This window comes from Streptomyces sp. TLI_146 (assembly GCF_002846415.1).
Taxonomy (GTDB): Bacteria; Actinomycetota; Actinomycetes; order Streptomycetales; family Streptomycetaceae; genus Streptomyces.
In genome coordinates, this window is sequence record NZ_PJMX01000001.1 from 1,532,453 (window position 1) to 1,549,178 (window position 16,726).

Genomic DNA, 16,726 nt, shown 5'->3' on the forward strand with positions numbered 1-16,726 from the left:
GAGTCGGACGGGGACGGGGGTGCGGAGGGGGGCGCGGTGCGGCGCGGCTACCAGGCCACGGTGCCCTGGTCCTCGGTGAACGTGCCGGTCGGACCGTCCGCGTCGAGGGTGGCGAGCTTCACGGCGATCGCCGCGCCCTGCTCGGCGGACTTGAAGCCCTCCCCGCCGGTGATGTCGGTACGGCACCAGCCCGGGGCCACCGCGTTGACCTTGATCGGGGTGCCCCACAGCTCCTTGGCGTAGGACACCGTGACCATGTTGAGCGCGGTCTTGGACGAGTTGTACGCGAGGTTGTTCACGGGCCAGATCGGGTGGTTCTGGTCCAACGCGTAGGCGAGCGAGCCCATTTCACTGGACTGGTTGACGATCCGGCCCGCCGGCGACTTGCGCAGCAGCGGCAGGAACGCGTTCGTCACCGCGACCACACCGAACACATTGGTCTCGTAGATGGTGCGCATGGTGTCGATGGAGGTGGCGCTGGGCAGGTTCTCGTCGTTGGGGACGGAGATGCCCGCGTTGTTCACGAGGACGTCGAGCCTGCCGTAGGCGAGGTCGACCCAGGTGGCGGCCTTCTTGATGCTGTCGGGGTCGGTGACGTCGAGCCGGACGAACGGCACACCCAGCTTCGCGGCGGCCGCCTTGCCCCGCTCCTCGTCCCGAGCGGCCAGGAGCACGGTGACACCGTGCTCCTGTAACTGGCGCGCGATCTCGAATCCGATGCCTTTGTTCGCACCGGTGACCAGAGCGATGGTCTTCGGCATTACATCCTCCGAATGGTTGTCAGGGATCCATTTCGGGGGACGACAAATCGTCTGGCCGATAGGAGTGAAAGGGAGGCGGGATGCAGATATCCCGATCCGGACCGGCTCGCCCGAGAGGAGTCGACGCGCGGTCAACCCACCTTTCAGCCAGCCGGTTTCACGATGCCAGACGAACTCCCCCGTGGAATTCAGCCTCAAGCTTCCACAGGGCATGATCATCCGTCCATCGTGAGGGATCTTTCCCCTCGGGGCCGAAAACGTCCCGTTTACCGGGCGCGAGCGGGCACCCAGCCACCCCGGCAATCCCCTGAGAAGTCATAGGAACCATGACATTCCCACCACTGGAAACAGGGTGGAAGGTTTCATTTCGCTGGAAGATCCAATTCCATCGCCAGAGCCACCGCCGAATCGGAGAGCTTCGCGCCAGCCAGGTTTGTTTCATACGGAAAGCAGACGGCCGGAGATGTCTCGAACCCGCCGCACCGCTGTGAGCGGCGTCACCCCCGAAGCGGCCGCGCCGAACCGCACGGCCGCCCGCCCCGGATGCCCGGAACTCAGCCGGTCGCCACCCCCGCCAGCGCGCTCCTGGCCGCCTCCACGTTCCTCTCCGCCTTCAGATACCCGTGGTCGAGCAGCCACTTCACATTGAGCTTCTGCCCCGCCCCCGGGTCGACGAACGCCGGGTCCAGCTTCACCTGTTCACCGCCGCCACGCTGTTCGAACCAGGGCGCGATCCGGCCCTCCCAGACGGTGAAGCTCTTGGTCACCTCGTACGAGTGGTACGCACAGGGGTACGCCGCCTCACGTGTGATCAGGCTCTGCGGGGGCAGCGCCCGACGGGCGTAGTCCGCCCCGGCCGGGGCGAGGAAAGCGCCGTACTCGGAGCCGAAGCGGTCCAGGTCCTCGCCCACCCGCAGCCGTACCGCCCGCTTGTCGAGGCTGCCGTCGGGGCGGTTGGCGAAGCCGTCGTTGGGCGGGTACTTCCAGCCGCCCGCCGTGGAATCCCAGTAGGTGGCCAGGAACGCCGTCGGGCTGAGGTGGCCGGTGCGGTGGTAGCCGAGGACCAGCGGGCCGACCGGGTCCTGCCAGGGCTTCGGCAGATACTGCGGGCCGAGGCGTTCGTCGCCCTGGTACGTGCCCGAACAGGCGGCCGGGGCCGCCGGTCGCGACGCGGCACTCGCGCTCGCGGCCGCGCCCCCGCCGGGCTCCGCCGCCTGCGCCGGCGCGGCACCGAACAGGACCGTCGCGGCCAGCGCCGCGCCCGAGGCGGTCGCGCCTATGAGGACCCGCAGCCTGCTGAAACGTTTCACCATGTATGCCTCCTGAGATGTGATGGCGTCTCACATCTAGTGGCGCCGCGATCGGTTGAGCGTCCCGTACGCGCAAGTAGGCCGAAAGATCGCGCGGCGCGGCCGGAAGCGCACTGTTGTGCCCTGACGTGGCGCGTGGTGCCCGGCGGCACGCGAACCGCAGGCCCTCTCGGGTACTTGACGCGTGCTCCCCGAGGCGCTTTCATCCAGCCAGTGCGGGGCCCACGCGGCCCGGCGCTTCGAGAGGTGTGCCCAGCCGGTAGCGGATCCCGACCCGATCCCGAGTCCGGCCCGAGTCGCCAGGACGTGTGTCCCGCGTCCGAGGCGGGGCGCATCCGCGAAGGGATGGACGACCATGCCCGCCGGTCAGGACCGCACCAGCAAGCCCCACCCCGCCCCCGGCCTCCCGCGCCGCCGGGTCCTGCGCACGGGGGCGGGCGTCGTCGCCGGGGCCGCGGCCCTGCCCGTGCTCGACGCCTGCGCCGCCACCACCTCCGACGGCGTCGGCGCCGACGGCCGGGTCAACATCGAGATGTGGCACGGCCAGAACGAGATCGGCGCCAAGGCGATCGAGAAGCTCGCCGCCGACTTCAACCGCTCGCAGTCCCGCATCCGGGTGAACGCGAGCGGCGGCGGCGTGGTCGCGGACGCCATGCTCCAGAAGGTGACGGCCGCGCTGGCCGCGGGTGCCTTCCCCGACATCGCGTACATCTTCGGCTCGGACCTCGCCAGCATCGCCCGCAGCCCCAAGGTCGTCGATCTGACCGGCGTGATGCACGAGGGCGACCCGCCGTGGAACGACTTCTGGCCCTCCGTCAGGGAAGCCGTCACCCTGCACGGCAAGGTCCGGGCCGCGCCCTCGCTGCTCGACTCGCTCGCCGTCGCCTGCAACACCGAACTCTTCCAGCGCGCCGGAATCCCGCTGCCCAGGCCCGGCTGGACCTGGCCCGAGTTCGTGGCCACCGCCAAGAAGCTCACCGATGCCGGACACGGTGTCTTCGGCACCGCCTGGCCCGGGGCGGGCGACGAGGACACCGTGTGGCGGCTGTGGCCCATGGTGTGGGACCTCGGCGGCGACGTGATCGCCCCCGACGGCAAGAGCATCGGCTTCGCCGACGCGGGGAAACGGGCCCTGGAGACCGTGGCCCAACTGGTCGCCGACAAGAGCGTCTACATCGACCCCAAGCCCGGCAGCGAGCAGATGTACCAGGTGTTCACCTCCGGCCGGATGGGCATGGTGATCACCGGCCCCTGGCAGCTCCCCAACATCGTGGAGTCCAAGCTGCCGTACGACGTGGTGCCCATGCCCACCTACAGCGGAAAGCCGCTGACCATCTCCGGACCCGACACCTGGACCGTCTTCGACAACGGCAAGGCGCGCTCCCGGGCGGCCGTCGAGTTCGTGCGCTGGCTGATCACTCCCGCGCAGGACGTGCGGTGGGACATAGGGGGCGGCAGTCTGCCGCTGAGCAGACGGACCGAGGCCGAGAGCGCCTGGCAGCGGCACTCCGCCGACACCGTCGGCCTCCCGGTGTTCACCAAGGCCCTGGAGACCGCCCGGGTGCGGCCCATCCACCCCGCCTATCCGCAGATCTCCCAGGCCACCGGCGAGGCCGTGGTGTCCGTGCTTCTCGGCCGCGCCTCCCCCGCCAAGGCGGTGCGCCGGTGCGCCGACAAGGCGGACGCCGCCCTGCTGATTCCCCGATGAGGAGGGCCGTCGTGGACCGAGGATCCCGCACGGGCGCACCCCGCCCGCTCACCCTGTCCCCCGCCGACCGGGAGCCCGCCGAACGGCGCCGCGCCCGGCGCCGGCGGGCGCGCGGCGAGCAGGCCACCGCCTGGGCGTTCATCGCCCCGTCGGTCCTGGTGATCCTGGGGCTGAGCGTGGTGCCGGTCATCTGGTCACTGCTGCTGTCGTTCCGCGCCGACGACCTGGTCACGCCCGGCCGCTGGGTCGGCCTCGACAACTACCGGGCCCTGTCGAAGGACCCCGGCTTCCGCGAGGCCGTCGAGAACACCCTCACGTACGCGGGCCTGTACGTGCCGCTGAGCCTGGCCGGCGGGCTCGCGCTGGCCCTCGCGCTCAACCGGCGGATCCGGTTCGTCGGCGTCTACCGCACCCTCGTCTTCATACCGTTCGTCGTCTCGGCCGCCGCCCAGGGCGTGCTGTTCTCCTTCATCTTCGACCCGCAGTTCGGCGCGGCCAACTCGATCCTGCACAAGCTCGGCGTCTCGCCGCAGGGCTTCCTGACCGACCCCGGCCAGTCGCTGTACGTCCTGCTCGCGATCTCGCTGTGGAGCGGCATCGGCTTCTGCGTCGTCGTCTTCCTCGCCGCGCTCCAGGACGTCCCCACCGAACTCGTCGAGTCCGCGCGCCTGGACGGGGCGAACCGGGCGCAGGTCCTGCGGTACGTGACGCTGCCGACGCTCGCCCCCGTCACCGCGTTCCTGGTGCTGTGGCAGCTCATCACCGCGCTCCAGGTCTTCGACCTCGTGTACGTGACGACCAAGGGCGGGCCGCTGGAGTCGACCACGGTCATCGTGTACTTCGTCTGGGAGCAGGCGTTCCGCACCTTCACCGCGGGCTACGGCGCCGCCGCCGCGTACGTCCTCGCCGTCGCCCTGCTCCTCGCGGGCACGGCCGTCACCCTCTACCGCCGCCACCGGGAGCGCACCACCGGCGCCGCGTCCGGACTGCCGCGCATGGAAGGAGTGGCCCGATGACCGCCTCCACCATGGTCACCGAGGGCGCCGCACCGGCGGAGGCCCCCGTACCGCGCACGGCACGGGGGCGCCGACTGCCGTTCAGCGCCTGGCACTTGCTGCTCGCGCCGCTGTCGCTCTGCTTCGCGCTGCCGCTGATCTGGCTGGTGCTCAGCTCGTTCATGACCAACGCCGAGATCAACCGGTTCCCGCCGGCGCTGTGGCCCAAGGGGATCGACTTCGGCGGGTACCGCTATGTGCTGGGCAACGCGATGTTCCCGCGCTGGTTCGCCAACTCGTGCATCGTCTCGACCGTCGCCGTCGGCTCCAACCTGGTGCTCGGCGCGCTCGGCGGCTACGCGTTCGCCCGGATGCGGTTCCGGGGTTCGCGGGCACTGCTCGCGCTGATGCTGGCGACGATGGTGATCCCGTTCCAGCTGACGATGATCCCGACGTTCCTGGTGATGAAGTGGCTGGGGCTGATCGACACGCTCGGAGCACTGATCGTGCCGTCCCTGGTCACCCCGTTCGCGGTGTTCCTCTTCCGGCAGTTCTTCCTCGCCCTGCCCAGGGAGATGGAGGAGGCCGCCTGGATCGACGGCTGCTCACGGCTGCGGGTGCTCTTCTCGATCGTGGCGCCGCTGGCCAGGCCCGCGCTCGCCACGGTCGCGGTCCTGACGTTCCTCGCCACCTGGAACGACCTGTCCTGGCCACTGATCGCCATCAACCACGACACCCAGTACACCCTCCAGCTGGGGCTGACCACCTTCCAGGGGCAGCACCACACCCAGTGGGCGGCGGTGATGGCGGGCAACGTCATCACGGTGCTGCCGGTGCTGCTCGCCTTCCTGTTCGCCCAGCGGACCTTCATCCAGTCGTTGACGTCGAGCGGACTCAAGGGCTGAGGCGGTCCGGAGGCCGAGGCGGGCCGGACACCCGCCCGGCCGACGCCAACGGAAGCCACCGCTCCCTGACACCCCGTCACCCGACTCCCCCGGACCAGAAAGCCCTTCGCCATGCCGTCACCGCCCGCGCCCTCATCCCGCCCCTTCGACCTGCTCGTCGTCGGCGACGCCAACCCGGACGTGGTCCTCGGACCGGTGCCGCGCGACCTCGCGTACGGCCAGCGCGAGCAGCTGGTCGAGCGGGCCGACCTCGTCCTCGGCGGCTCCGCCGCGATCATGGCGTGCGGCGCGGCCCGGCTGGGGCTGCGCGTGGCGTTCGCGGGCCGCGTCGGCGACGACCCGGCGGGCGCCTTCGTCCGTACGGCCCTGGCCGCGCGCGGAGTCGACACCTCCGCCCTGACCACCGACCCCGAACGGGCCACCCCGCTCACCGCCGTCCTCACCCGGGGCGCCGACCGGGCGATCCTCACCGCGCCGGGATGCCTGACAGCGACCGGGCCCGGGGACGTCCCCGAGGAACTGCTCGCCCGGACCCGGCACGTCCACGCGGCCTCGTTCTTCCTGATGCCGCGGCTCGCCGGGGCGCTCGCCGGAGTGTTCGCGCGGGCGCGCGGGCTCGGCGCGACCACCTCGCTCGACACCAACGACGACCCGTCCGGCCGCTGGGACCCCGAACTGCTCGACCCGGTCCTGACGGTGACCGACCAGGTGCTGCCCAACGCGGCCGAGGCGCGCGCCCTGACCGGGGTCGCCAAGGGAGTGGCCGAGGCGGCGGCCGCGCTGGCCCGGCGCGGCCCGCTCGTCGTGGTCAAGAACGGCGCCGAGGGCGCACTCGCGCACGACGGGACGCGGGTCACCACGGCTCCCGCCCTGCCCGTCGAGCCGCTCGACACGGTGGGGGCCGGGGACAGCTTCGACGCCGGGTTCGTCGCCGCCGTACTGCGCGGCCTCGGCCTCGCCGACGCCCTGGCCGTCGCCGCCGCCTGCGGCTCGCTGTCCACCCGCGGCCGCGGCGGCACCGCGGCCCAGCCCACCTGGGACGAGGCCGTCGCCCGCGTTCCCAGCCTCAGCCACACCGCGGTCACGGGGGTCTCCGCATGACCGAGCCGACCACCACCGACACGAGCACCCGGACGACTGGAGTCACCGAGATGGCCGAACCGGCCGAAGTGAAGATCGCCTTCATGGGCGCGGGCAGCGTCGTGTTCACCCAGGGGCTGCTGGCCGACCTGTTCGCCTTCCCCGAGTTCACCCGGCTGCGGATCGCGCTGCACGACATCGACCCCGAGCGGCTGGCGACCAGCGAGGCGGCGGCCCGGCACATCGCGAGGTCGCTGAACGTGGCGCCCGTCATCACCGCGCACCCCGACCGGCGCGGTGCGCTGGAGGGGGCGCACTTCGTCATCAACACCGTCCAGGTCGGCATGAACGCGGCGACCCGCACCGACTTCGCCGTCCCCGCGCGGTACGGGCTGCGCCAGACCATCGGGGACACGCTCGGCGTCGGCGGCATCTTCCGCGCCCTGCGCACCTTCCCGGTGCTGCGGGGTATCGCCGAGGACATGGCCGAGCTCTGCCCGGACGCCTGGCTGCTGAACTACACCAACCCGATGGCGATGAACCTCCTGTATCTGCACCGGATCGCCCCCCGGCTCAAAGCGGTGGGGCTGTGCCACTCGGTGTACTGGACGATGCACGACCTGTCCGAGCTGGTCGGCGTCGACTTCTCCGAGGTGTCGTACCTGGCCGCCGGGATGAACCACCAGGCGTGGGTGCTGCGCTTCGAACGGGACGGCCGGGATCTGCACCCGCTCCTGGACGCCGCCATCGAGAAGGACCGCGAACTGCTGCGCCGCGTCCGTGTGGACATGTACCGCAGGCTCGGCCACTACCCCACCGAGACGAGCGAGCACTCCTCCGAGTACGTGCCGTGGTACCTGCACCACGACAGCGAGGTCGAGCGGCTGCGGCTGCCGATCGGCGCGTACCTCGACATCATCGAGGACAACACGGTCAGCTACGAGCGCACCCGCAACGCGCTGGCGGCGGGCCGCCCGCTGCCGGTCGAGGGCACCATGGAGTACGCCCCGCAGATCGTCCACAGCATCGTGACCGGCACGCCCCGCGCGATCTACGGCAACGTCCCCAACACCGGTCTGATCAGCAATCTGCCGGCCGACTGCGTGGTCGAAGTCCCGTGTCTGGTCGACGCGTCGGGTGTGCAGCCGACCCACGTCGGCCCGCTCCCGCCGCAGTGCGCCGCGCTGAACCGTACGTACGCGAGCGTCACCGATCTGGTGGTGCGGGCCGCCACCGAGGGCGAGCCCCGGCATGTGCGGCACGCCGCGATGACGGACGCGGCGACCGCCGCCACCCTGCCGGTGGAGCGCATCTGGGACCTGTGCGACGACCTCGTACAGGCCCATGGGGAGCTGCTCCAGCCCGAGTTGAGGGTGCTGCTCGGGCACTGAGGGCGGCCGGTTCAAAGACAGGCTGTCAGTACGCCACGGTGAACCTCGTGCGGTGGTGGCGGGGCTGCTCGGCCTCGTCGAGGAGCGCCACGGCGAGGTCCTCCATCGAGATGGCGGACTCGCCCCGGTCGTCCACCAGGAGCTCGTCGGCGCCGAGCCGGTAGCGGCCGGTGCGCTCGCCCGGCTCCAGCAGGGCGGCCGGGCTGAGGTAGGCCCAGTCGATCTCGCTCTCGGCGCGCCAGACGGCGAGCTGCTCGGTGCACGCCTGCGCGATGGGCCGCCAGTCGGCCGGGAAGTCCGGGTCGTCGACGACGGTGGCGCCGTCGCCGCCGGGCAGGGTCAGGGTGGCGGCGCCGCCGACGACCAGCACCCGCACGCCCGTTCCGCCGAGTCCGGCCACGAGCGCCTTGGTCACCGTGACGAGGTCGCCCTCGCTGCCCGGCGCGGGGCGGGTGGCGCTGATGACCAGGTCCTGTCCGGCGCTCAGCTCGGCTATGTCCTCGACGTTCCGCGCGTCGCCGGTACGGGCGGTGGCGGCCGGGTGGAGTTCGGGGAAGCGGGCCCGGTCACGTACGACGGCGGTGACCTCGTGCCCCCGGGCGATGGCCTCGGCCACGACGCGGCTGCCGACGTTTCCCGCGGCTCCGAAGACGGTGATGCGCATGAGTGTCCGCTCCTTCAGCTTCGTCCGGTCACCCCGGAAGTTCTCTTAGTGCTAAGAGAAAAGTACCTTAGCGCTAAGCAATTGGCTAGTCTGGAGCCGTGACCGACCATGTGGACCTCCTGCTCGCGCAGTGGGCCGAGCGCCGCCCCGACCTCGATGTGTCGCCGATGGCGGTGATCGGGCGGCTGAAACGGCTCACCCGGCTGATCGAGACCGAGCTGCGCCGCACCTTCGCCGAGCACGGCCTCGACCCCGCCTCCTTCGACGTCCTCGCGACCCTGCGCCGCAGCGCCCCGCCCCATCTGCTCACGCCCGCCGAGCTGATGCGCTCCGCGATGGTCACCTCGGGCGCCGTCTCGCAGCGCCTCGACCGGCTGGAGGCGCGCGGCCTGGTGACCCGCTCCCCGAGCCCGACCGACGGCCGGGTCGTCGAGGTCGCCCTCACCCCTGAGGGCCGCGCGCTCGTCGACCGGGCGCTGCCCGACCACCTGGCCACGGAGGAACGCCTGCTCGCGGCCCTCGGCCCGGACCGGCGGGACGCGCTCGCGGACACCCTGCGCGAACTCCTCGAATCCCTAGGGGACAGCGTCGACTGACGCGCGGCCGCGGGGTCCGGGGGCAGCGGATGGAGTACGGCCGACGGGCGTGGGCACGCGCTGGAGGAGACAGTGGAGACGGCGTCGGCCCGCACGGGCCATCTCCCGGGCGCGGAGCCGACGCCCCGCCACCGGCCCTGACCAGGGCCGGAGCACCCCAGGAGGTCCCGATGACGCAGCCCCCCCACCCCGATCCGAACCCGCCGGCGCCGGGGCCCACCCCGGGCCCGACCCCGGGACCGCCCACCCCCGGGCCGCCCGATCCGGTGCCGCCGACGCCCACGCCGAAGCCCGGCCCGCCCGCGCCCGGACCCGGGCCGCTGCCGGGGCCCCTGCCCGTACCGGAGCCGGATCCCGTGCCCAACCCGCCGGGGCCCGACCCCGTACCGGAACCGATGCCCTCGCCCGGTCCGCTCACCTGACGCCCGAGGGCCGCGGCGCGGCTACATCCCGCCCGCCACCCGCATGACCGTCCCCGTCGCGTACGAGGCGTCGGCGGAGAGCAGCCAGGCGACCGCTCCGGCTATCTCGTCCGGGCGCCCGGCCCGGCCCATCGGGATGGCGCCGGCGAGCTTCGCGGGGCGCTCGGGGTCCTCGTGGAAGCCGGTCCAGATGACGCCCGGCGCCACGCAGTTGACCCGGATGCCGTCGGCCGCGACCTCCTTGGAGAGGCCGACCGTCATGGCGTCGACGGCGGCCTTGGTGGCGGCGTAGTGCACATACTGCCCGGGGCTGCCCAGGGTGGCCGCGGCCGAGGAGATGTTGACTATGGACCCGCCGCCGCGCGCCGCCATGTCGCGCACGGCCCGGCGGGCGCAGAGCAGATAGCCCAGCACATTGACGTCGATGGCCCGGCGCATCCCCTCCGCGTCGGCGTCGGCGAGACGGCCGTTGGGGCCGCTGACGCCCGCGTTGTTGACGAGCCCGGTGACCGGGCCGAGCGCGGCGGCGGCGTCGAAGAGGGCGTCCACGGAGGCCTCGTCCGCCGTGTCGACCGCCATCGCCAGGCTCTCGCGGCCCGCCGCGCGCACCTCATCGGCGACGGCTTCGGCGGCCTCGGCGTCCGAGCGGTAGCCCACGACCACGTCATGGCCCTCGGCGGCCAGCCGGGCGCAGACCGCGGCGCCGATACCGCGGCTGCCGCCGGTGACGACGGTGACGAACCTCTGCTCCACAACGAACCTCCGGCGCCGGACGGACGGCCGCTCGAGGCGGCCACTCCTAATGGAAGTGATCTTCCACCATCGTAGGATCCGGCACTGACAACGCCCCAGGAGCCCTGTGGACGAAGGGCCGGAGCCCACCTGGCGGGAATCCGTTGGATGCTGGCACTCCCGCCACTTCTCCCGTTGCCCGAGCACGCCATAACGTCGGCCGGGGCTCCCGTCCGGGGGCCCACACGCCCGTACGAAAGTGCTCACCCCGTGACGAAGTTCCTGCTCACCGTGCACATCCTGGCCGCGATCCTCGCCATCGGACCGGTCGCCGTGGCCGCCAGCATGTTCCCGCCCACGGTCCGGCGGGCGCTCGCCGCGCCCGGCGACGCGCAGGCGCTGGCGTCGGTGCGGCTGCTGCACCGGATCTGCCGGGTCTACGCCGCCGTGGGCGTCGCGGTGCCCGTCTTCGGGTTCGCCACGGCGAGCAATATGCACATCCTCGGCGACACCTGGCTGATCGTCTCGATCGTCCTGACCACGCTCGCGGCGGGCGCGCTCATCGCGCTGATCCTGCCCCGCCAGGACGCGCTGCTCACCGAGCTCGACGCGGCCGCCGCGGCACCGCAGTCCGGGCCGGTGGCCACCGTCGATACGCGCCGGACCGTCCGACTGGCCATGTTCACCGGGGTGTTCAACCTCCTGTGGGCGGCGGTGACGGTCCTCATGATCCTGCGGCCCGGCTCCACCACCGGAGGCTGACGGCCGCGCCCCCGAAGGAACGTTTCCGGCCGCCCGGGTGCGCCCCCGCCTGCGCACCCGGGCCGAGTGGGGCAGGCTGGAGGGCGAATCACCCTCGGCAAGGGAGGACGCAGTGGCTCTGAAACCCGGAGACGGCGGCGCGGTGGAGATCAGCCCGACCGGCTGGGTGGCCCAACAGGCCCAGCTGTACGAGGAGTCGGGGGGCACCGAGGGAACGACCCTGCGCGGCGCGCCCTGTCTGCTCCTGGACTACGTCGGCCGCCGCACCGGCACGGTGCGCCGCACCGTTCTGATCTACGGGCGCGACGGCGACGACTACCTGATCGTGGCCTCCAAGGGCGGCTCCGACGACCATCCGCTCTGGTACCTCAACCTGATGGACCAGCCGGACGTCAGCATCCGGGTCGGCACCGAGCGGTTCCCGGCCCGCGCCGAGACCCTCTCCCCGGAGGAGAAGGCCCGCGTGTGGCCGCACTTGGTGGAGGTCTACCCGCCCTACGCGGACTACCAGAAGAAGACCGACCGGGACATCCCCGTCGTACGGCTGCGGCACACGGATCACTGACGGCCGCGCCCATGGGTGGTACGGGGCGGGGATCCGCGCCGTACCACCGGCGCGGCGTCAGTCCTCCAGCGAGATGGCCTGCACCGGGCAGGCGCGGGCCGCCTCGCGGACCATGGGGTCTCCCCCGCCGTCCGCGCGCCCCGGCAGCAACTCGCTGAACCCGTCGTCATCCTGGGTGAACACGCCCGGCGCCGTCAGGACGCACTGCCCCGAGCCGATACAGACGTCACCGTTGATGCTGATCTTCATGAGCCCACTCCACTACCAAGTGACGGGGAGTTCCAGCATCCCCTGGAGGGTGTCGCCCGGTTTGAACGGAATCCGGTCGGCGGGCGCCGCGAGCCGCAGCCCCGGCAGCCGGGTGATGAGGGCGCCCAGCGCGATCTCCATCTCGGCCCGCGCCAGGTTCTGCCCCAGGCACTGGTGGATGCCGAACCCGAAGCCCACGTGGTGGCGGGCCGAGCGGTGCCAGTCGAGCACGTCGGCGTCCGGGTAGACCGAGCCGTCCCGGTTGATCAGGGAGGTGGCGAGCACGACCCCCTCCTCGGCGCGGATCACGGTCCCGGCCACCTCGATGTCCTCGGTGGCCACCCGCAGCATGCCGTCGGCGATGGAGAGGAACCGCATCAGCTCCTCGACCGCCACCGGCATCAGCGACGCGTCCGCCCGCAGCTCCGCGAGCCGCTCGGGGTGCTCCAGGAGCGTGAAGGTGCCGAGCGAGAGCATGTTGGCGGTGGTCTCGTGTCCGGCGACGAGCAGCAGCACCGCCATCCTGACCAGCTCCGTCCGGTCCATGCCGCCGGTGCGCAACTGGTCTGCGACGAGCTCGTCGAGCAGCCCGTCGCCCGGCTCGCGGACCTTGTGGTCGATCAACTTGCCGAGATAGCCGTCCAGTTGGTCGCGGGCGTCCTGGGTGTCGGCCGGTTCCGGACCGCGCAGCAGCCGCCGGGACTGCTCCTCGAAGAAGTCGTGGTCGTCGTAGGGGACGCCGAGCAGCGCGCAGATCACCATGGACGGCACCGGCAGCGCGAACGCGGTGACCAGGTCGGCCGGCGGCCCCTTCGCCACCATGGCGTCCAGCAGGCCGTCCACGGTCCGCCGGATCATCGGGCGCAGGGCGGCGGTGCGTTTGAGGGTGAAGCCGGGGATGACCTTGCGGCGCTGGATGTTGTGCTCGGGGTCGTCCACGCCGAGCAGCTCGGTGCGGCGTTCGTTCAGCGCCGCGAACCGCTCGGTGGTCGTGGGGAAGGCCGGGTGGAGCCGGTCGGAGGAGAGCCGCGGGTCGACGAGCAGCGCCCGCGCCTCGGCGTGGCCGGTCACGAACCACGCGGTGCGGCCGTCGAAGAGCGTCACGCGCGACAGCGGGCTCGCTTCCCGCAACGGCTCGTACGCGGTGGGCGGCTGATAGGGGCAGGTGCGGTCCTGGGGAAAGGAGACGGATTCGGTCATGGGTGAACCTCGCAAGCGAAGAGTCCGACTTGCCGATCTCCATTACATGCCCAAGGCAGCTAAGTACTCTACGCAGAGTTCGGCCGAATCACCCGTGCGGGACGAACAGGCTGATTTCTGCCGCATTGAGCCGTCTCGCCCCGAGTACGCGTGAGAACCTTGGGGCCCCGGCACCACTAGCGCAGGCAGAAGGGGGGTCCCGTATGGCGGAGACGGCCCGGGAACTGGTGGAGCGGATCACGGCGGAACTGGCTCCCGCGAAGGACGCCAACCGGCTGGTACCGCAGATCGCCGACGGCTCGGCCACGGTGCACACGCTGGCCGCGCTGGCGCTTGAACAGCACCACGTCATCGCTTCCGACCTGCGCGCCTTCGCCTTCCTCGCCGACCGGTCGGCGAGGGCGGGCAACGTCGCCTGCGCGGAGTTCTTCGGCTCGCTCGCGACCGGCGAGACGCTCGCCCGGGAGCGGCTCGGCGTATACGCGGCGGCCTGCGGCCTCGACGCGGACGACGTGGAGCGGTACGAGCCGCTGGCCGGCTGCCAGGCGTATCCGGCCTATGCGGCGTGGCTGGCACTGAACGGCGAGCCGCCCCTGGTGGCCCTCGCGCTCACCGCCAACTTCGCGGCGTGGGGCGGCTATTGCGCCAACGTGGCCGAAGCGCTGCGCGGCCGCTACGGATTCTCCGACGAGGCGTGCGGCTTCTTCGACTTCTTCGCCGAGCCCTCGCCCGACCTGGAGCGCCAGGCCCTCGCGGCCGTCGCCTCGGGCGTGCGCTCCGATGCGGAGACCTCCCTCGCCCGCCGCTACGGCAGGCTGCTTCAGACGTACGAGGCGATGTTCTGGAACACGCTCGCCGACCGGTGACCGGGCGGCCGGTGGCACCAGTGCCACCGCCGACCGGGATGCCTGCGGGATCGATCGGGCCCTGCCCCCGGCAGGAGGATCGCGGATGACCGATCCACCCCGACGGGGAGTACGTATGAGCACGTTGAGCACGTTCCGGAACGCGACCCGGTGGTCAGTCGCCGCCACGGCCGGACTCCTGGTGGCCGCCGCGCTGCCGGCCGGCCCGGCCCACGCCTTCGCACCTCCGGGAGGCGCCGCCCGCGTGCCCGACCGCTATCTCCAGCAGCGGCTCGACTGGCGGCCCTGCGACTCGGGCGCGCTGGAGTGCGCGGCCATGGCGGTCCCGCGCGACTGGCGCCACCCCGGCGCGGGCCCGGACCTCACCGTCGCGGTCTCCCGTCACCGGGCGACCGGCCCCGGGGCGCGCGAGGGCGTCCTGATGATGGCGGCGGGCGGGCCGGGCGCCTCGGGCCTGGCCCGGCCCGCCGGCTTGGCCGAGAGCGCGCCGAAAGTGGCGGCCGCGTACGACATCGTCGGCTTCGACCAGCGCGGCGTCGGCGCCGGCACCCGGGTGGTCTGCTCGGACCAGCCCGCCGTCGACTCCTTCTTCACCAGCGGCGACCTGCGGGACCGCACCGCACCGGCGATCCGGCGGACCTTCGCCCGGGCCCGGGCGTTCGTCCGGGACTGCGAGCGCCACTCCGGCGATCTGCTGCCGTACCTCACCACCGACCAGGCCGTCCACGACATGGACCTGTACCGCGCCCTGCTCGGCGTGGACAAGGTCGCGTACTACGGGCCGTCCTACGCGGGCTTCCTCGGCGCGTACTACGCGACCGAGTTCCCCACCCGGGTGCGGCGGATGGTCCTGGACAGCACCGTCGACTTCAGCGGCTCCTGGCAGTCGTTCCTGACGGGCCAGCCGCTCAGCTTCCAGCGCCGGTTCGAGCAGGACTTCCTGCCCTGGCTGGCCCAGAACGACACCGTCTACCACCAGGGCCGCACCCCGGCCGAGGCGAAGGCGGGTTACGAACGGCTGCGCCAAGCCCTGCACGACCGCCCGCTGGAGCTGGAAGGCACCACCGTCACGGCCAACAGCCTCGACGTCGCCGCGACCGACGCAATGTACAACACCGGGCGCTTCGGAGGGTTCGCCGCCGCGCTCGGCGTTCTGGAGCGCCCCGACGCGGCCGCGCCCGCCGCCCGCAAGGCCCTCGCCCAGCGCCTCCGACACGCCATGGGCGCGGACTTCTTCGCCGACTTCTTCGCGGTGACCTGCTCCGACACCCCGTGGAACCGGGACGGCGGCCACTGGGTCCGCGAGAGCGCCGAGGCGACCCGCGCCCACCCGCTCGCGGGCGCCCGGGAGTTGACGTTCGCCTCGATCTGCGCCTCCTGGCCGCGCTCGAAGGCGCCGCGCGTCGAGGTCACCGGCAAGGGCCTGCCGCCCGTCCTGATGCTCAGCTCCGTGCACGATCCGGCCGCCCACTACGAGGGCGCCCTGCGCGCCCACCGCGCCCTGCCCACCTCCCGCCTGGTGACGGTGACCGGCGGCGGCGACCACGGCCAGTACCTCGACGGCAACGCATGCGTGGACGGGCTCGTCGAGGGCTACCTCCTCGACGACCGGATCCCGGCGGGCGACACGAGCTGCCCCGGGGTCAGTGCCCCCGGGGCAGCGGTAAAGACGACCGCGACAGGTTGACGCACACATCTGGCCATCACCGGCCCCAGGGCTCACCATGCTCCCAGCCACCCGGCCGTCAACCACCGTGATCCGCACCGCCGTTGCGGAGTGAGGGAGACATCGTGCTGTCCATGCGCCGTAGAGCAGTGTCTTCGGTGGTGACGCTGGCGGCCGTCGCCGCCGGGCTGGGGCTCGTCCCCGGACCGGCGGCAGCGGCCGCCCCCGCCCACACCCCGGTCGTCTTCGTGCACGGCTACAACGCCGACCCCGGGGTCTGGGGCGGAATGCGCGACGACTTCAAGGCGTCCGGGTACACCGACGCCGAGTTGTTCTCCTGGGGCTACGACACCGGCCAGTCGGTCAACGAGGTGCTGTCCGGCCGGTTCGCCGCATACGTGGACCAGGTCCGCGCGCGGACCGGCGCTGCCAAGGTGGACGTCGTGGCCCACTCCTTCGGGAGCCTGGTGACGCGCTGGTACGTCAAGTTCGGCGGCGGCACCGCCACCGTCGGCCACTGGGTCTCGCTCGCCGGACCCAACCACGGCACGTCCACCGCTTGGGCCTGCGCGCTGTGGTCCCAGGCCTGCCGCGACATGACGCCGGGCTCGTACGTGCAGAAGCAGCTGGCCGAGGGCGACGAGACGCCCGGCGCCGTCCAGTACGCCACCTGGTGGTCGAACTGCGACGAGGTCATCAACCCGGACAGCAGCGTGCCGCTGACCGGCGCGGCCAACAACCCGGCGGGCTGCCTCAAGCACAACGACCTGCTCGGCGACGACGCCGTCTCGCAGGGCGTGCGCGCCTTCCTGACCCGCTGAGCGTGACCTCCACCACCGGCCCCACCTGCCGGA

General features: G+C 72.2%; 17 protein-coding genes. 11 read left to right on the plus strand and 6 right to left on the minus strand.

Annotated elements, in window-relative coordinates; translation table 11 throughout:
* Positions 1 to 47 precede the first annotated feature (47 nt).
* Together BX283_RS07075 and BX283_RS07080 are read right to left on the minus strand one after the other, a co-directional pair.
* Positions 48 to 761 carry an SDR family oxidoreductase gene (locus tag BX283_RS07075; RefSeq protein ID WP_101386792.1) on the minus strand — a complete coding sequence of 238 codons (714 nt, stop codon included), beginning with the start codon at positions 759 to 761 and terminating at the stop codon, positions 48 to 50.
* Between the two features lie 554 nt (positions 762 to 1,315).
* A complete protein-coding gene (locus BX283_RS07080; protein ID WP_101386793.1) occupies positions 1,316 to 2,074 on the minus strand; it encodes a TNT domain-containing protein in 759 nt (252 codons plus the stop codon).
* Between the two features lie 352 nt (positions 2,075 to 2,426).
* Between BX283_RS07080 and BX283_RS07085 the strand changes: the two genes are divergently transcribed.
* The 5 genes from BX283_RS07085 (at position 2,427) to BX283_RS07105 (ending at position 8,150) form a co-directional block, all read left to right on the plus strand.
* Positions 2,427 to 3,779, plus strand: a complete 1,353-nt coding sequence (locus BX283_RS07085) for an ABC transporter substrate-binding protein (RefSeq protein ID WP_101386794.1) — start codon at positions 2,427 to 2,429, stop codon at positions 3,777 to 3,779.
* Entirely contained in the window at positions 3,776 to 4,795 is a 1,020-nt protein-coding gene (locus BX283_RS07090) for a carbohydrate ABC transporter permease (RefSeq protein ID WP_101386795.1), read from the plus strand. The genes BX283_RS07085 and BX283_RS07090 overlap by 4 nt, the downstream gene beginning before the upstream one ends.
* A complete protein-coding gene (locus BX283_RS07095; protein ID WP_101386796.1) occupies positions 4,792 to 5,679 on the plus strand; it encodes a carbohydrate ABC transporter permease in 888 nt (295 codons plus the stop codon). Before BX283_RS07090 ends, BX283_RS07095 begins: the two co-directional genes overlap by 4 nt.
* A 111-nt stretch (positions 5,680 to 5,790) precedes the next feature.
* Positions 5,791 to 6,780 carry a carbohydrate kinase family protein gene (locus tag BX283_RS07100; RefSeq protein WP_101386797.1) on the plus strand — a complete coding sequence of 330 codons (990 nt, stop codon included), beginning with the start codon at positions 5,791 to 5,793 and terminating at the stop codon, positions 6,778 to 6,780.
* Positions 6,781 to 6,830: 50 nt separating this feature from the next.
* On the plus strand, positions 6,831 to 8,150 hold the full coding sequence (locus tag BX283_RS07105) for an alpha-glucosidase/alpha-galactosidase (RefSeq protein WP_101392194.1): 1,320 nt from the start codon (positions 6,831 to 6,833) through the stop codon (positions 8,148 to 8,150).
* 25 nt (positions 8,151 to 8,175) lie between these two features.
* On the opposite strand, the gene BX283_RS07110 is transcribed toward BX283_RS07105, so the two are convergent.
* Entirely contained in the window at positions 8,176 to 8,814 is a 639-nt protein-coding gene (locus tag BX283_RS07110) for an NAD(P)-dependent oxidoreductase (protein WP_101386798.1), read from the minus strand.
* 98 nt (positions 8,815 to 8,912) lie between these two features.
* Here BX283_RS07110 and BX283_RS07115 point away from each other — a divergent pair, with 98 nt between their 5' ends.
* A complete protein-coding gene (locus BX283_RS07115; RefSeq protein ID WP_101386799.1) occupies positions 8,913 to 9,410 on the plus strand; it encodes a MarR family winged helix-turn-helix transcriptional regulator in 498 nt (165 codons plus the stop codon).
* A gap of 443 nt (positions 9,411 to 9,853) precedes the next feature.
* Here BX283_RS07115 and BX283_RS07120 read toward each other — a convergent pair whose 3' ends face one another.
* The gene (locus BX283_RS07120) at positions 9,854 to 10,585 is read right to left on the minus strand and encodes an SDR family NAD(P)-dependent oxidoreductase (protein ID WP_101386800.1); all 732 of its coding nucleotides are present in this window, start codon (positions 10,583 to 10,585) and stop codon (positions 9,854 to 9,856) included.
* Positions 10,586 to 10,834: 249 nt separating this feature from the next.
* Here BX283_RS07120 and BX283_RS07125 point away from each other — a divergent pair, with 249 nt between their 5' ends.
* Both BX283_RS07125 and BX283_RS07130 read left to right on the plus strand, forming a co-directional pair.
* On the plus strand, positions 10,835 to 11,326 hold the full coding sequence (locus BX283_RS07125; protein ID WP_101386801.1) for a DUF2269 family protein: 492 nt from the start codon (positions 10,835 to 10,837) through the stop codon (positions 11,324 to 11,326).
* Positions 11,327 to 11,438: 112 nt separating this feature from the next.
* Positions 11,439 to 11,891 carry a nitroreductase family deazaflavin-dependent oxidoreductase gene (locus BX283_RS07130; protein WP_257582149.1) on the plus strand — a complete coding sequence of 151 codons (453 nt, stop codon included), beginning with the start codon at positions 11,439 to 11,441 and terminating at the stop codon, positions 11,889 to 11,891.
* Between the two features lie 57 nt (positions 11,892 to 11,948).
* Here the strand turns inward: BX283_RS07130 and BX283_RS07135 are convergent, their stop codons facing one another.
* Positions 11,949 to 12,140 (minus strand): ferredoxin, encoded by a 192-nt coding sequence (locus BX283_RS07135; protein WP_101386802.1) that lies wholly within the window; start codon positions 12,138 to 12,140, stop codon positions 11,949 to 11,951.
* Positions 12,141 to 12,152: 12 nt separating this feature from the next.
* Positions 12,153 to 13,340: a cytochrome P450 gene (locus BX283_RS07140; protein ID WP_101386803.1), complete on the minus strand. Its 1,188-nt coding sequence runs from the start codon at positions 13,338 to 13,340 to the stop codon at positions 12,153 to 12,155.
* Between the two features lie 203 nt (positions 13,341 to 13,543).
* On the opposite strand from BX283_RS07140, the gene BX283_RS07145 reads away from it, so the two are divergent.
* The 3 genes from BX283_RS07145 to BX283_RS07155 all read left to right on the plus strand — a co-directional run bounded on the left by BX283_RS07145 (position 13,544) and on the right by BX283_RS07155 (position 16,693).
* Positions 13,544 to 14,206, plus strand: a complete 663-nt coding sequence (locus BX283_RS07145) for a transcriptional regulator (RefSeq protein ID WP_101386804.1) — start codon at positions 13,544 to 13,546, stop codon at positions 14,204 to 14,206.
* Positions 14,207 to 14,321: 115 nt separating this feature from the next.
* Entirely contained in the window at positions 14,322 to 15,893 is a 1,572-nt protein-coding gene (locus BX283_RS07150) for an alpha/beta hydrolase (RefSeq protein WP_101386805.1), read from the plus strand.
* Positions 15,894 to 16,006: 113 nt separating this feature from the next.
* Positions 16,007 to 16,693 carry a triacylglycerol lipase gene (locus BX283_RS07155; RefSeq protein WP_101392196.1) on the plus strand — a complete coding sequence of 229 codons (687 nt, stop codon included), beginning with the start codon at positions 16,007 to 16,009 and terminating at the stop codon, positions 16,691 to 16,693.
* Positions 16,694 to 16,726: the final 33 nt, after the last annotated feature.